Genomic DNA, 14,887 nt, shown 5'->3' on the forward strand with positions numbered 1-14,887 from the left:
GTATGAAATCGTTCCTGGTTTTATCTGTTCAATGCTGGCGATTGTAGTGGTGAGCCTGATGGGTAAAGCACCAACAGCAGAAATTACCGACCGCTTTGAAGAAGCTGAACGCCTGTATAACGAAAGCAAATAATTCTGTATCAACTAAAAAGAGGACTTTTAGTCCTCTTTTTTTATGCGGTTCCTTTAAAATTTTTTAGAAAAATAATTTTTCAATCAGCTTTTGCGCGTGAGCAGGAACTGGGTAATTTGCCTCAACTCTTCCGCCCCTTCAAAATGGTTCAAGGCATTGATCGCCTGATCATGTAATTGCTGGGCATAGGCTTTGGCCTGCTCCAAACCCATCAATGCCGGATAGGTCGATTTTTCTACCTGTTCATCCTTGCCGGCTGTTTTCCCCAACACTTCGGTATCGGAAATAATATCCAAAATATCATCCTGTACCTGAAAGGCCAGACCAATCGCCTGTCCAAACTCACGTAATTTAGGAATGGCCAGATCGGTACCCTCAAAAATAGTCACCGCCGCCATCATGATCGCGGCACTAATCAAAGCACCGGTTTTATTGCGATGAATATTTTCCAGTGCTTGCTGATCGATTTTCTTGCCTTCAGACTGCAAATCTAAAACCTGACCATTCACCATTTTCGAAGAAGCGGTTGCCAGAATCTGCATCTGCTTCAGTACAATGGAAGCTTCTACCGCTGGCCCCTGATCAAACAGACGGCTACCCAAGATTTCGAAAGCCATAGACTGCAGGATATCACCTGCCAAAAGTGCTGTATCTTCTCCATAAGCCACATGACAGGTTGGCTGGCCACGGCGCAACAAATCATTGTCCATACACGGCAGATCATCATGGGCCAGTGAATAGCAGTGAATAAACTCGATCGCAACCGCTGCACGACGCACTGCAGCACTATTCTGGTTGGGTTTTAATGCAGCGGTGGCATAGCATAGCGCTGGACGTACTCGTTTACCGCCAAGCATCACAGCATGATGGACTGCCGACCTTAAAGGTTCCGGAATAGCAAAGGCTTCCAGAGCGGTCAATAAATCCTGTTGAATGCGATGTTGTGCTTGTGTGAGTGCATGGGTTGATACGTCAGTGATAGATGACACATTCGCCTCGAATACGTAGTCCAGAAAAATAAAATGACAAGCGAATAAATGCCTGTACGCTGATTCAGGCATTGTACCTAGAAATGCCTTGAATTTTCAGCCATAAATCGTATTGTTCTGCTGAAATTTACTATTCAACATCAAATAAGCAAGGCAGAGATTTTAAACCATAAAAAACCACCGCAGAACCGGTGGTTTTATTCAAGCTAAATGTATGCACGGCATTTAAACGAGAACATCTTCTGGTACGCGCACCCAGCCTTCCATCAACACGCGGGCACTACGGCTCATAATCGCTTTCGTCACTTTCCACTCACCATTTTCAAAACTTGCTTGTGCACCCACTCTCAAAGTCCCGGAAGGATGACCGAAACGCACCGCTTCACGCTCTACCCCACCTGCGACCCGGTTCACCAATGTTCCGGGAATGGCAGCTGCTGTACCAATAGCCACCGCAGCCGTGCCCATCATGGCATGATGGAGTTTACCCATAGACAAGGCCCGAACCAGAATATCGGTATCCGATTCAGTGACGGTCTTGCCACTTGAAGAGGTATAGCTACTCGGTGGTGCAACAAAGGCAATTTTTGGCGTGTGTTGTCGGGTTACGGCTTCTGCAATATCCTGAATCAGTCCCATCTGCTTCGCAGCATAGGCACGAATCGTTTCAAATTTTGTCAGGGCTGCCACGTCATTATTGATATGATCCTGAAGCTCGGTACCCTTATAACCGAGATCTCCAGCATTCAAAAATACCGTCGGAATGCCGGCATTAATCATGGTCACTTCGAAACTGCCAATATTGGGAACTTCCAAAGTATCGACCAGATTACCTGTTGGAAACATTGAACCGCCTTCAGCATCGTCATCAGCTGGATCCAGAAACTCGATCTGCACTTCCGCTGCAGGAAAGGTTACGCCATCCAGTACGAAATCACCCAGCTCCTGCACCTGTCCATTTTGCATCGGCACATGCGCGATAATGGCTTTCTGGATATTGGCCTGCCAGATCCGTACCGTGCATAACCCATTTTCAGGAATACGTTCGGCATCGACCAGACCATTGGAAATGGCAAATGCTCCCACTGCCGCGGTCAGATTGCCGCAGTTACCGCTCCAGTCTACAAAAGGACGGTCAATTGACACCTGACCAAATAAATAATCGACATCATGATCAGCGTGCAGGCTTTTTGACAGGATCACCGTTTTACTGGTACTGGAACTGGCACCACCCATACCGTCGATCTGTTTCCCGTATGGATCTGGGCTACCAATCACGCGTAGTAAAAGCTGATCACGAATCCGGCCAGGCTGTTGTGCTTCTACAGGCAGATCATCTAGCTTAAAGAAAACACCTTTACTGGTGCCTCCACGCATATAGGTTGCAGGAATCTTGATTTGGGCGGCAAAACTCATGAATTATTTCATCCTTTGACTTGTCTTTGTTTTCGTACAGGTTATTCAATATTTATATTCAAAGTATAGTATGTTGAAAGCAGAACTGCTTGACTGCCAGACCTTAGTATAAAAAAACGGCATTTGTGTTTTATCCAAGAAAACAGAGAACTCGTCAGTAACAGTTTCAATAAAATTAATATATTGATTCATTTATATTTTATTTCAGTTATTTATATGAATATTTTTTATTATTCCTCCAACAATATTTCATTCTTAGGATGGACTAGGCTTCTTTAGTCTGATCAATTACAATCAGCCACTTATCATTTTCCATTGTCGGGCTGAACACTTTGAATAACGAGTCTTCACAACTTCAGCGTGGCTTAAAGAACCGTCATATTCAGTTGATCGCCATGGGCGGTGCAATTGGCACAGGCTTATTCTTAGGTTCCGCACAGGTGATCCAATCTGCGGGTCCTTCTATTATTTTAGGCTATGCCATTGGGGGCCTGATTGCATTTTTAATCATGCGTCAATTGGGTGAGATGATTGTTCATGAACCTGTCGCAGGTTCATTCAGCCATTTTGCTTATAAATACTGGGGAAAATTTCCCGGTTTCCTTGCGGGTTGGAACTACTGGATTTTGTATATCCTGGTAGCCATGACCGAACTTACCGCAGTTGCGAAATATATCAACTACTGGTGGCCGCATATTCCAGCCTGGGCATCGGTACTGTTTTTCTTTATCGTGATTACACTGGTCAACCTCGGCAATGTGAAATTCTACGGTGAATCAGAATTCTGGCTTTCCATCATTAAAGTGACTGCGGTCATCTCGATGATTGTCTTTGGCCTGTATCTGATCCTGACTGCTGATGCTTCTTCAGGCGCATCTTTTAGCAATCTTTGGACCGCGGGCGGTTTCTTCCCGAATGGTTTTGAAGGTCTGTTCTACATGCTGGCCTTCCTGATGTTTGCCTTCGGTGGTATTGAACTGATCGGTATGGCGGCTGCAGAAGCTGAAAATCCGGAAAAAACCATTCCGAAAGCAATTAATCAGGTGGTTTTCCGTATTCTGATTTTCTATGTCGGTGCTTTGACGATTCTGTTGTCACTCGTGCCTTGGAATCAGCTTGAACTTGGTGGTCTGGACAAAAGTCCGTTCGTGATGATTTTCAGCCAGCTTGGCATTGACTGGGCAGCACACTTACTGAACTTTATTATCCTGACAGCAGCATTGTCTGTATATAACAGTGGTATGTACGCCAACAGCCGTATGCTCTATGGTCTGGCTCAACAAGGAAATGCACCTAAAGTCTTCATGAAAGTGAATAAGCAAGGTACGCCAATTCCTGCTGTATTGTTCTCTGCCGCGCTGATTTTTGGCTGTGTGCTACTCAACTACTTCGTGCCTGAAGATGCCCTAAGTCATCTGATTTACATCGTAGTCGGTGCATTGGTATTGAACTGGGCCATGATTACCCTGACCCATCTCAAGTTCATTCAGAGCATGAAAAAGCTAGGACAAAAGACTTCCTTCCCTGCGCTGTGGTCTCCGGCGGGCAATATTCTGGTTCTTGGTTTTATTCTTACGATTCTTTACATCATGTGGACGCAAGGATTCCAGGAATCTATTTTGATGATCCCGCTTTGGATTGTGGTCATGTTCGGTCTGTTTAAGTTACTTAAGCCTAAAAATACCTAGACAACTCCTGTAGCTATGAGTCCTTAAAAGTTATTGCTTCGGCAATAACTTTTTTTTGTATTTTTTACAGTACAATAGCCTTCTTTTCGCGCCCTTAGCTTAACTGGATAGAGCAGTTGCCTCCTAAGCGACCGACGTGGGTTCGAGTCCCGCAGGGCGCATCATCCTTTCAAAATGTGATCTATACTTCAAAAAATTAGCGTTAATCTTCATATTTTTAGAATATTTTTTATACAAAAAATCATTTTTTCTTCATTATTTTATTTCTTTTACTTTCAAATACTTATTTCAAAATGAGGCTATTTTTTGGTGTAAAAACTCTATTTTGATGCTTTTTTAGACTAATTAGTTTTTTCTAGAGCATTTACTCTTATTTTAATTGTGCTATTTTTGTCACATGGAGTAACAAATGATTGCGGATAAATACCCGAAATCTCCAAGAATTTAATAAGTGCAAACAACAACGCTAGATATAAATTTGTACCTCAAGGAAAGACGTAAATGAAATTAAAAACATTAACTACTGCAATGATTCTCGCAACTGTACCAATGACGGGTGCATTTGCAGCAGCTTTAGATCGCTCAGGTCAATCTATCGCAGCGTTTTTACAACCAGGTAATTACTTTGAGGCTGGTATTTCTGTATTAGATCCATCTGTATCTGGTAAAGCTAATGCAGGCTATACTCCTAACCCTGCTATTCCTGCAGCATTAGCTGGTCTTGAGAATACCTCTCTATCAGACATGGGCGAAGATTATTACTTCCCAAGTGCAGCATTAAAGTTTCAAGTAGCTGATAATTTATCAGTGGGTCTTTTATATGATCAACCTTTTGGTGCTGATGCGGCCTATTCAGTTGGTGATGCTGGAGCAAACCCAGCATTAGCAGGTTTGGGTCTTCCAGCTGCATTATTTGCTGGACAAGGCTTATTCCATAACGGCCAAGAAGCAACTGAAGTAGAAGTTACAACCGAAAATTTAACGTTCCTATTAGGTTTCCAACCAACTGAAAACTGGAACCTATATGGTGGTGCAGTATACCAGACCATTAAAGGGAATGTTCAATTACGTGGTACCGCATACGGTTCTACTATTGCATTAGGCCAATATAATGCAGATATGAAAGAAGATTCTGCAGTAGGCTGGATTGCAGGTTTAGCTTACCAAATTCCTGAAATCGCATTAAAAGCATCTTTAACGTATCGTTCTGAAATTGATCATGAAGCAGCAACGAATGAATATGGTACAAGCTTAGTTTTAACTGGTTTAGTTCCTGGGCCAGGTGCGGTATATAACGAAAACACTACTACTAAAATTACAACTCCACAATCTGTAAACCTTGATTTCCAAACTGGTATCATGGCTGACACAGTCGCTTTTGCTAATGTGCGCTGGGTAAACTGGGAAGATTTTTCAATTCGTCCTGAACAGTTTGGTACAGTTTCAGAAGCTTTAGGTGCCGCAGGCTTAACCCCAGATAATCCAAATGGTTTTGACTTAGTGGGTTATACAGATGATCAATGGTCAGCTACTGTAGGTGTAGGCCGTAAATTTAATGAAAAATGGGCAGGTAATGTCTCTGTAGGTTGGGATTCAGGTGCAGGCAACCCTGTTTCAACTTTAGGTCCAACTGAAGGTTACTGGAATGTTGGCCTAGGTCTGCAATTCTCACCTGCTGCAAACTACTTTATCGCTGGTGGTGTGAAGTACTTCTGGTTAGGTGATGTTAAAGCTCAACCTGCATCAATGTTTGGTACAGGAAACTCTGTAGCACAATTTGAAGATAACCATGCTTTAGGTTACGGCTTAAAAATGGGCTATCGCTTCTAAGCTCTGATTAAATAAAAACCACTTTCGAGTGGTTTTTATTTTTTAACTCTAATTTTATACACTTGCATATCATTTGCTTGTTTTACAAGCAATTAATCCTGCTCCAAATATTAATTTTTTAAAATTTATCTTTTATTTTTATTTTCTTATTTATCATTTAGTTAATATAAAAATATAGTATAAATACTCTAAGCAACCCTTTTATTTAACCGCCTTAGTTCATTTCTTCAACAGAGCTGAGTATTTACTCTTTTTAAAATTATGTTACTTTTCCAGCACATTTTTGTTACAGATGGCATCAGGGAACGTACCATGAAGCTCAATAAAATTTATTCTGCTATTTTACTTAGCACTTTACCTCTTTCTGCAGTTCAAGCAGCTGGCCTAGACCGTTCTGGTCAATCTATTTCTGCTTTTTTACAGCCGGGTAATTATGCTGAAGCAGGTGTTACTGTGATTGATCCTAGCGTATCTGGAAAATCTATTCCTCAACTAGGTAATGAATCTATCAGCGACATGGCAGAAGACTACTACTTTCCATCTGCTGCTATTAAAGTTCAAGCAACTGATAAAATATCTTTAGGTCTGATTTATGATCAACCTTATGGTGCCGATTCAATTTATCCAACAAATAATGTAAGTTTTTCACAAGTAAATCCTCTTAGTACTCAACGAGAAAGCACTCAGGTAGAAGTAAAAACTAATAACCTTACAGCTTTAATCGGTTATCAACCGACTGAAAACTGGAATTTTTATGCTGGACCTGTTTGGCAAACTGTAGAAGCTAAAATTGCATTACGAGGTGCAGCTTATGGAAATTCGGGCTATGATATTAAAGTTGATGAAGAAGAAGCTTGGGGCTGGCTTGCTGGTTTCGCTTATCAAATCCCTGAAATTGCTTTAAAAGCAGCTATTACTTATCGTTCAGAAATCGATCATGAGGCAAATTCAACAGAGAGCTTTGGATTTGGCACTATTGCATCGCCTCTTTCACCAGATGTTACAGCTACAACACCTCAATCTGTAAATTTAGATCTTCAAACAGGTATTGCAGCAAATACTTTAGCCTTTGCTAACGTACGCTGGGTAAATTGGAGTCAATTTGCAGTAACACCTAATTTATTAAAATTACGCTCAGGCAGTAATTTGATTGACTACTCAGATGATCAATGGTCTGCAAATGTTGGTGTTGGCCGTAAATTTAGCGATAAATGGTCTGGCTCTGCTTTAGTAAGTTATGACTCAGGTGCAGGTAATCCTGTAACAACACTAGGACCAACCGAAGGTTACTGGGGTGTAGGTTTAGGTGGACAATATAGCCCAGCCGAAAATTACTTTATTCAAGCAGGTGTTCGCTATATGTGGTTAGGTGATGCTGATGCTAAAGCAGGCCCTAATGTTGTAGGAGAGTTCACCGATAACACTGCAATCGCATATGGTATGAAAATCGGTTACCGTTTCTGATTTTTTGATAGATTCAATAAAAAAGGCACTTAAAGTGCCTTTTTTATTTACTTAAATTTTTTAAGCTGGGATATCACGCACTGAAGCATTACGAATTGCTTCTTTTAACGCATCATAACCACGAATTGGCGGGAATTGCGGGAATTCAGCAATAACATTTTCAGGTGCATCAAACAGGAAACCATGATCTGCTTCACCCAGCATCGTCGTATCGTTATAAGAATCCCCTGCCGCAATCACACGGAAATTCAAACCATGCAGCGCTTTAACAGCTTGACGTTTTTGATCTGGCTGACGAAGTTTATAGGCTGAGATCATGCCTGCTTCATCTGTTTCCAGTTTATGACAGAAAATAGTTGGCCAATCCAGTTGCTTCATCAGTGGATGCGCAAATTCATAGAAAGTATCTGAAAGAATAATTAGTTGAAAATGCGTGCTAACCCATTTCACAAACTCTTTTGCTCCTGGGAACGGACCCATTTCTGCAATCACGTCCTGAATATCGTTCAAGCCTAAACCGTGCTGTTTTAAAATATTCAGACGTTGGGTCATCAATACATCATAGTCAGGAATGTCACGAGTCGTCGCTTCAAGCTCTTTAATACCGGTTTTTTTGGCAAAGTTAATCCAGATTTCTGGAACCAACACGCCTTCTAAATCTAGACATACGACTTCCATGAACATTCCCTCTGAGTTGTATTGAAAAAATTTTGCACTATCATAGCTGAAGCAACAGATTTTGTACTGTACTTTTTTAAATCTATTTTTTTCATAAGTATTTATTTTTTAGTGATAAGTCAATTAAATCAATTCTATTAAAATAGATGTGAAATTAATTAATATAGGCCATGTCCTTTCCAAGCCTATATCGCCAGGACTCTCATGACCATCATTCCTACTATTGATCGTATTGATGCGCTTGCATCTGAATATGCTGATAAATCGCCCAATGAAATTTTGGCACTTGCACTGAGCCAGCAAGGTGAAATTGCGATTTCATTTTCTGGTGCTGAAGATGTTATATTGATTGATATAGCGTCGCATCTCGGTAAACCGTTCCGGGTATTCAGTCTGGATACTGGCCGTCTACATGCAGAAACCTATCAGTTTATTGAACGGGTGCGTAAGCATTACAACATCGAGATTGAAATCTGCTTCCCTGAAACGGATGCAGTACAAAATTTAGTGACCACCAAAGGTTTATTCAGTTTCTTTGAAGATGGCCATCAGGAATGTTGCGGCATACGCAAGGTTCAACCGCTGCGTAAAAAACTGGCGACGCTGGACGGCTGGATTACCGGTCAGCGCAAAGACCAAAGTCCGGGTACACGCAATGAAATTCCAGTGGTTCAGGCCGATCCAGGTTTTTCCGGTCCGGGAAAACAGTTGATCAAGTACAATCCTCTTGCCAACTGGTCCAGTGCGGATGTCTGGAGTTATATCCGTATGATGGAAGTCCCTTACAATGCCCTACATGAGAAAGGTTTTGTTTCTATCGGCTGTGAGCCCTGCACTCGCCCTGTGCTGCCAAATCAGCATGAACGCGAAGGTCGCTGGTGGTGGGAAGAAGCTACCCATAAAGAATGTGGCTTACATGCTGGCAATCTAAAAAAATAAAGTTCAGTTTTATCGTTCCTATTGATTGAAAGGCTATTTTTTAATAAAGATAGTCTTTTTAATTGATAATTTTACATTTAGTGACAAGATATAAATTACCTTTTATCGGGATAATATTATTTTAATTAAAGAATTTATAAAATTCTAACTAATTGATTTATTTGCATAAAATGTGAAATTGAACACAATGCTATTCTTTTAATAACACATAATTATTAAGTTACACTCCACTTCGCCTCGTAAATACTATTTTTAGAAAACTATTTTAAAACTAAAATTTTCACATTTCATCAACTTAAGAATATATTTTGTTCTTGTCAATAGCCACTTTTTCACAGTTGAGGCAAGATAAAGCAGTTCATTTATATGCTAAAAAAGATATACTTTAAAAACTAAAGTAATAATTCTAACAAGGCTTTTTAGCAAAAAAGCCATAGAGAATGCAGTGAGGCAATCCACGCTATGCGTCCATTACATCCAATTGATTTTATTTTCTTAACTTTAGAGAAACGGCAGCAGCCTATGCATGTAGGTGGACTATTTTTATTCCAAATTCCCGACAATGCGCCAGCTTCCTTTATTCAGGATCTAGTCACGGATATCCAAAATTCGAAATGCTCTCCAATCCCACCTTTTAACAATTATTTAAACGGCCTGTTTTGGGATGAAGACCAGGAATTTGATTTAGATCATCATTTTCGTCATATTGCCCTGCCAAAACCGGGCCGTATCCGTGAATTGCTAACCTATATTTCACAAGAACATAGTGCCCTGATTGATCGCGCCAAACCTTTATGGACCTGTCATATCATTGAGGGCATTGAAGGTAATCGTTTTGCCATGTATTTCAAAATTCACCATGCTATGGTGGATGGAATTGCTGGCATGCGTCTGGTCGAAAAGTCGCTTTCACATGATCCAAATGCCAAGAGTATTGTACCGCCTTGGTGTGTGGAAGGCCCACGTGCCAAACGCCTTAAAGCACCTAAAGTTAACAAGTTTAAAAATGTCCTGCAAACCATTAAAGGACAGCTGGAATGTGCACCACGAGTTGCTTATGAACTGTCACAAACCGTCATGAAAGATATGGGACGCAATCCGGATTATGTATCTAGCTTTCAGGCGCCAAGCAGTATTCTGAATCAACGCGTCAGTGCTTCACGTCGCTTTGCGGCACAATCTTTCGAATTTTCACGTTTACGTCATATTTCCAAAGCGTTGGGCGTGACCATTAATGATATCGTCCTGGCCATTTGTTCAGGCGCGTTACGTGAATATTTATTATCACAAAATGCCTTACCGAAAAAACCCTTAATTGCCATGGTTCCAGCTTCGGTTCGTAGTGACGATTCAGATATATCCAACCGTATTACCATGATTCTGGCCAATCTGGGCACACATAAAGAAGATCCGCTGGAACGTCTCAAGATCGTACGCCGCAGTGTGCTGAGCGCCAAAGAACGCTTTAAACGCATGAATGCAAACCAGATTTTGAACTATAGTGCCTTTGTCTATGGTGCAGCAGGTCTGAATATTGCCTCCGGTTTAATGCCGAAACGTCAGGCCTTTAACGTCATTATTTCCAATGTACCTGGGCCACAAGAGCCCCTTTACTGGAATGGTGCACGTCTTGAAGCACTTTATCCGGCTTCTATCGTACTCGATGGTCAGGCCTTGAATATCACCATGACCAGCTATCTAGATAAACTGGAAGTCGGCTTGACCGCATGTCGTAATGCCCTGCCGAAAATGCAGAACTTGCTGGCGCATCTAGAAGAAGAAATTCAACGTTTTGAACTTATTGTAGATGGCGAACCTGTCCCAAAGTTGCGGGCGGTAAGCTAGCCGCGGATGAATAAATAAAAGAGATGGATTGTCAAAGGTATTGATCATTTTTGCCAGTCTTTGAGCACAGAATAAAGGGACCGATCTGGTCCCTTTTCTTTATTTTTGGAAATCTTTTTAAATTATTTTAGAACTTTTGGAAGACTTCTCGATTTAAATGTCTGTCCAAATCATTTTTGATAAGTTAGAAACAATGCACAAATGCAATCAGCTTTTTATGGTACGGCACTGTTGTAATAATTGATGGCAGACGTTACGGATCATGCTCGCGGTAATTTGAACTTCATTACCACGCTCATCAACGATATATCCTGCATGTACAGTCTTTGGTTCTAATACGTGTTTTAGGCCTTTATGGATTACTGCTTTACTCATACTCATCACACACTCCTTTTGCTAAGCCTGAAACTGGGAGAAACGGCTTTGGCTAATTCATGCATCTAGTATTGTAAATAAAGGCCCTGTTGTAAAATTTCAGATGTAACAAGTGTTTAACGATATTCTGTTACAATTTCAGCTGAGAATGATATCGTATTGCTCTTGCGTATACAGATTTTCCACCTGAAACTTAATCACGCGATTAATGAAATGTTCTAGATCAGCGACTGCAGGCGCTTCTGCTGTTAATAGACGATCAATAACAGCCGGATGCGCCACGACAGTAAAGCCACTCTGTGATTCATAAGCACGGGCATAACGCAGAATTTCCCTGAATATTTCGTAACATACTGACTCGGCTGTTTTGACATAACCACGTCCCTGACAGGTCGGACAAGACTCACAGAGCAGATGTTCCAGTGACTCACGGGTACGTTTTCGGGTCATTTCCACCAAGCCCAGTTCTGACACCTGAGTAATCTTGGTTTTGGCATGGTCACGTTCCAGCATGCGCTCGAACTGTTTCATCACTTCTTCACGATGCTGCGCTTCCTGCATATCAATGAAATCAATGATAATAATGCCGCCCAGATTGCGCAGCCGTAACTGACGTGCGATGACATCGGTCGCTTCCATATTGGTTTTAAAAACCGTATCCTCCAGCGAACGGCCACCGACATAAGAACCGGTATTGACATCAATTGTGGCCATGGCTTCCGTCTGGTCAATCATCAGATAACCGCCAGACTTCAATGCGACTCGGGTTTGCAATGCCTTCTGCAGATCTTCTTCGACATTATACAAGTCGAAAATTGGCCGCTCACCCGGATAATGCAGCAAACGGTCTTTCATGTTTGGGACAAATTCTTCGACAAATTCCTGTAATTTGGCATGAATTTCACGTGAATCAACGTAAATTTTGGCAGTTTCTTCATTGGCCAGATCACGAATCACCCGTTGCGGTAAAGGCAATTCTTCAAAGATTAAAGACGGTACTGCAATAATCTTTTGCTTGCGCTGGATATATTCCCAAAGCTTGGCCAGATAAGCCATATCCTGTGCGATGGCTTCTTCTTCAATCCCTTCTGCTGCAGTACGGACAATCACCGAACCTGGCAGCTTATGTTCCGCCTGAATACGCTCAATAAGTGATCGCAAGCGATTCCGCTCTTCCTCGGATTCAATCCGTTGCGATACCCCGATATGATTGCCATATGGCATCAGCACCAAATAACGCGAAGGAATCGACAGATCGGTAGACAGGCGTGCGCCTTTAGTACCGAGCATATCTTTCATCACCTGAACCGTGAGGACTTGTCCCGGTTGAAGTAGCTCAAAGACATTTGGGGTTGGCTGATTGCGAGGCCAGACCATATCATTGATATGCAAAAACGCAGTGCGAGAGAGGCCGATATCCACGAAAGCAGCCTGCATGCCAGGTAAGACCCGCACCACTTTTCCTTTATAGACATTCCCTACCAGGCCACGCTTGGCCGTACGCTCGACAAACAGTTCATTGACCGTGCCGTTTTCAATTAACGCGACCCGACATTCCATCGGCGTGACGTTAATCAACAACTCGTCAGACATAATTACACTCAAAACATTATAAGAATTCTTTTCAGCAGTTAATTTAGTGCCTTAACCGTCTGCAATAACTGTACTGTCTCATATAAAGGCAAGCCAACCACATTGGAATAACTGCCCTGTATTTTTGGAATATAACGTGCTGCAATTCCTTGAATCGCATAAGCTCCGGCTTTACCCAGTGGCTCACCTGTCGCCCAGTAACTTTCCATATCTGCAGCGCTCAGGATTTGAAATTCGACCTGTGTGCGTACCACTATACTGTATTTTTCATGCTTTGTACGAACACAGACACCGCTATAGACATCATGCCACCGACCGGAGATTTTTGTCCACATTTCAATCGCATGTTGTTTGGATTCAGGCTTACCCAGAATCTCCTGATCCACCCCCAGACTGGTATCCGCAGCAATGATGATGGCATCTGGATAATACTCAGCCACGGCATCTGCTTTGGCTCGTGCCAGACGTTCAACATAGGCTGCGACCGACTCGCCTGCTTGTACCGATTCGTCAATTTCTGGGCTGTAAATATCGAAGCTCAGCCCGAGTTGCTGTAACAACTCGCGGCGCCGGGGTGAGCTCGAAGCAAGAATTATACGCGCCATTTTTTGAGCACATAATAAATAGCAGGCCAAACCAAAATACTGGTCAGCATCGGAATCCAGTGCCTTGCATAAGAAAATTGCACGCCAGCCACAATCTGGGAAAAAAAGATCATTAGCAGATGCGCGACAATCGCCAGCCCCATAATCACCCAGAGATTATTAAAGGTCAGGATACGGCGCTCACGGGTTAGAAAGCGGGCTAAAAAGGCAATAATGATAAAGCTCAGCGCATTCAGACCCAAAGGTGCATCCAGCAGCAGATCAATAAAAATACCGGTACCAAAGGCAAACCAGATCCCGCACCAGGTCGGCTGACACAACACCCAGAAGAGCATGATCATCAGCATAAACAGCGGACGCCAGCCCGAGAGATTATAGGAAAGTGGATAGACCATTAAAATGGAAGCCACAATCACCGAAATGACAATGGCCATTAAAGGATCACGATGCTTTCTGGATTTCATCTTAGCGATTGACATGCGGTTGCTCCATCGCTAATGAATCAGAAAATAATACCACCACATGATGTCCACCGGCGAGTTGAGCCGCAGGCGTCACATCAATCTGGGCAAATTCTCCGGAATTATGCCGTTGTACTTTAGACACCTGCCCTACCAGATAACCTGCCGGAAAATGTTGGCCCAAGCCCGAACTATAGACTTTTTCACCGACCTTGATATTGGCGCTGGTCGGTACATATTCCATTTTTAAACGTCCCAGATCACCTGTACCCGAGACAATGGCACGCATACCTGTATGTTCCAGACGCACTGACAGTGAATGTTCTTTATCAGACAACAACATGACCCGGCTACTATGCGGATAGACATTGATAATCTGCCCCATGATGCCCTTGTCATCCAGTACCGTTTGCCCCACTTTCAGCTCGTTATTCGAACCCCGGTTGATCACGATAATATGCCGTAATGGATCGGCATCGGTGCCAATCACTTCGGCAATTTCAATACGTCCATCAATGATCAGCGGCGTGTCCAATAGACCGCGCAAACGGGTATTTTCAGCAGAAAGTTCAGAGATTTTTTGTAAGCGTACCTGTGCCTGTAACAGCTCGGCCTGCATCGCGGTATTTTCCCGACGCAATTGAGCTTCAGACTTGGTTTGTTGATTCAACCACTCTCGCGACAATACCGGATAGCTGGCCACCGCATAAATAGGATTATAAGCAGCGTACAGGACATCCCTTGCAGGTTGAACAACATGCGGCATGCGCCAATCAAAGAAAAGCACCACCAGGCATGTTACCAATGCAATGATAAAAGAGCGAAAAGATGGCGGTTGTCGAGAAAACAGATGTGCTTGCACCCGCCGGAT

General features: G+C 42.5%; 13 protein-coding genes and 1 tRNA gene. 6 read left to right on the forward strand and 8 right to left on the reverse strand.

The features are described 5' to 3' along the window. Positions 1–216 precede the first annotated feature (216 nt). Together ACNPNW_RS13430 and prpF are read right to left on the reverse strand one after the other, a co-directional pair. Positions 217–1,122, reverse strand: a complete 906-nt coding sequence (locus ACNPNW_RS13430) for a polyprenyl synthetase family protein (RefSeq protein WP_247143972.1) — start codon at positions 1,120–1,122, stop codon at positions 217–219. Between the two features lie 225 nt (positions 1,123–1,347). Continuing rightward, positions 1,348–2,538, reverse strand: coding sequence for a 2-methylaconitate cis-trans isomerase PrpF (gene prpF / locus ACNPNW_RS13435; RefSeq protein ID WP_396469845.1), 1,191 nt, complete (start codon positions 2,536–2,538; stop codon positions 1,348–1,350). A gap of 332 nt (positions 2,539–2,870) precedes the next feature. On the opposite strand from prpF, the gene ACNPNW_RS13440 reads away from it, so the two are divergent. The 4 genes from ACNPNW_RS13440 (at position 2,871) to ACNPNW_RS13455 (ending at position 7,520) form a co-directional block, all read left to right on the forward strand. Next, positions 2,871–4,226, forward strand: coding sequence for an amino acid permease (locus ACNPNW_RS13440; RefSeq protein ID WP_005247009.1), 1,356 nt, complete (start codon positions 2,871–2,873; stop codon positions 4,224–4,226). Between the two features lie 88 nt (positions 4,227–4,314). After that, positions 4,315–4,387 (forward strand) — tRNA-Arg (locus ACNPNW_RS13445). A 340-nt stretch (positions 4,388–4,727) separates the two neighbouring features. Then, entirely contained in the window at positions 4,728–6,056 is a 1,329-nt protein-coding gene (locus tag ACNPNW_RS13450; protein ID WP_213686982.1) for an OmpP1/FadL family transporter, read from the forward strand. Between the two features lie 312 nt (positions 6,057–6,368). Beyond that, entirely contained in the window at positions 6,369–7,520 is a 1,152-nt protein-coding gene (locus ACNPNW_RS13455) for an OmpP1/FadL family transporter (protein ID WP_213686981.1), read from the forward strand. 60 nt (positions 7,521–7,580) lie between these two features. Here ACNPNW_RS13455 and thrH read toward each other — a convergent pair whose 3' ends face one another. Next, complete coding sequence (thrH, locus tag ACNPNW_RS13460) at positions 7,581–8,198, reverse strand: bifunctional phosphoserine phosphatase/homoserine phosphotransferase ThrH (RefSeq protein ID WP_216936877.1); 618 nt, start codon at positions 8,196–8,198, stop codon at positions 7,581–7,583. Between the two features lie 204 nt (positions 8,199–8,402). Between thrH and ACNPNW_RS13465 the strand changes: the two genes are divergently transcribed. Together ACNPNW_RS13465 and ACNPNW_RS13470 are read left to right on the forward strand one after the other, a co-directional pair. After that, positions 8,403–9,137 (forward strand): phosphoadenylyl-sulfate reductase, encoded by a 735-nt coding sequence (locus ACNPNW_RS13465; RefSeq protein ID WP_420938053.1) that lies wholly within the window; start codon positions 8,403–8,405, stop codon positions 9,135–9,137. A 462-nt stretch (positions 9,138–9,599) separates the two neighbouring features. Then, positions 9,600–10,982, forward strand: a complete 1,383-nt coding sequence (locus tag ACNPNW_RS13470) for a WS/DGAT/MGAT family O-acyltransferase (RefSeq protein WP_420938052.1) — start codon at positions 9,600–9,602, stop codon at positions 10,980–10,982. Positions 10,983–11,189: 207 nt separating this feature from the next. Here ACNPNW_RS13470 and ACNPNW_RS13475 read toward each other — a convergent pair whose 3' ends face one another. The 5 genes from ACNPNW_RS13475 to mreC all read right to left on the reverse strand — a co-directional run bounded on the left by ACNPNW_RS13475 (position 11,190) and on the right by mreC (position 14,878). Continuing rightward, positions 11,190–11,363, reverse strand: a complete 174-nt coding sequence (locus tag ACNPNW_RS13475; RefSeq protein WP_004646222.1) for a PA1571 family protein — start codon at positions 11,361–11,363, stop codon at positions 11,190–11,192. A gap of 132 nt (positions 11,364–11,495) precedes the next feature. Beyond that, on the reverse strand, positions 11,496–12,950 hold the full coding sequence (rng, locus tag ACNPNW_RS13480) for a ribonuclease G (protein ID WP_420938051.1): 1,455 nt from the start codon (positions 12,948–12,950) through the stop codon (positions 11,496–11,498). Between the two features lie 38 nt (positions 12,951–12,988). Continuing rightward, the gene (locus ACNPNW_RS13485; RefSeq protein ID WP_085064472.1) at positions 12,989–13,555 is read right to left on the reverse strand and encodes a Maf-like protein; all 567 of its coding nucleotides are present in this window, start codon (positions 13,553–13,555) and stop codon (positions 12,989–12,991) included. Beyond that, on the reverse strand, positions 13,543–14,034 hold the full coding sequence (gene mreD / locus ACNPNW_RS13490) for a rod shape-determining protein MreD (RefSeq protein ID WP_004279364.1): 492 nt from the start codon (positions 14,032–14,034) through the stop codon (positions 13,543–13,545). The genes ACNPNW_RS13485 and mreD overlap by 13 nt, the downstream gene beginning before the upstream one ends. Continuing rightward, complete coding sequence (gene mreC, locus ACNPNW_RS13495; protein WP_004279362.1) at positions 14,021–14,878, reverse strand: rod shape-determining protein MreC; 858 nt, start codon at positions 14,876–14,878, stop codon at positions 14,021–14,023. Before mreC ends, mreD begins: the two co-directional genes overlap by 14 nt. Positions 14,879–14,887: the final 9 nt, after the last annotated feature.

The organism is Acinetobacter endophylla (genome assembly GCF_053543775.1).

What these genes read in the sequence shown, in the direction of transcription:
- ACNPNW_RS13485 (WP_085064472.1), bottom strand. Translation starts at nt 13,555, where the DNA reads ATGGCGCGTATAATTCTTGCTTCGAGCTCACCCCGGCGCCGCGAGTTG.
- rng (WP_420938051.1), bottom strand. Translation starts at nt 12,950, where the DNA reads ATGTCTGACGAGTTGTTGATTAACGTCACGCCGATGGAATGTCGGGTC.
- ACNPNW_RS13465 (WP_420938053.1), top strand. Translation starts at nt 8,403, where the DNA reads ATGACCATCATTCCTACTATTGATCGTATTGATGCGCTTGCATCTGAA.
- ACNPNW_RS13455 (WP_213686981.1), top strand. Translation starts at nt 6,369, where the DNA reads ATGAAGCTCAATAAAATTTATTCTGCTATTTTACTTAGCACTTTACCT.
- ACNPNW_RS13470 (WP_420938052.1), top strand. Translation starts at nt 9,600, where the DNA reads ATGCGTCCATTACATCCAATTGATTTTATTTTCTTAACTTTAGAGAAA.
- ACNPNW_RS13475 (WP_004646222.1), bottom strand. Translation starts at nt 11,363, where the DNA reads ATGAGTATGAGTAAAGCAGTAATCCATAAAGGCCTAAAACACGTATTA.
- thrH (WP_216936877.1), bottom strand. Translation starts at nt 8,198, where the DNA reads ATGGAAGTCGTATGTCTAGATTTAGAAGGCGTGTTGGTTCCAGAAATC.
- mreD (WP_004279364.1), bottom strand. Translation starts at nt 14,034, where the DNA reads ATGTCAATCGCTAAGATGAAATCCAGAAAGCATCGTGATCCTTTAATG.
- ACNPNW_RS13450 (WP_213686982.1), top strand. Translation starts at nt 4,728, where the DNA reads ATGAAATTAAAAACATTAACTACTGCAATGATTCTCGCAACTGTACCA.
- prpF (WP_396469845.1), bottom strand. Translation starts at nt 2,538, where the DNA reads ATGAGTTTTGCCGCCCAAATCAAGATTCCTGCAACCTATATGCGTGGA.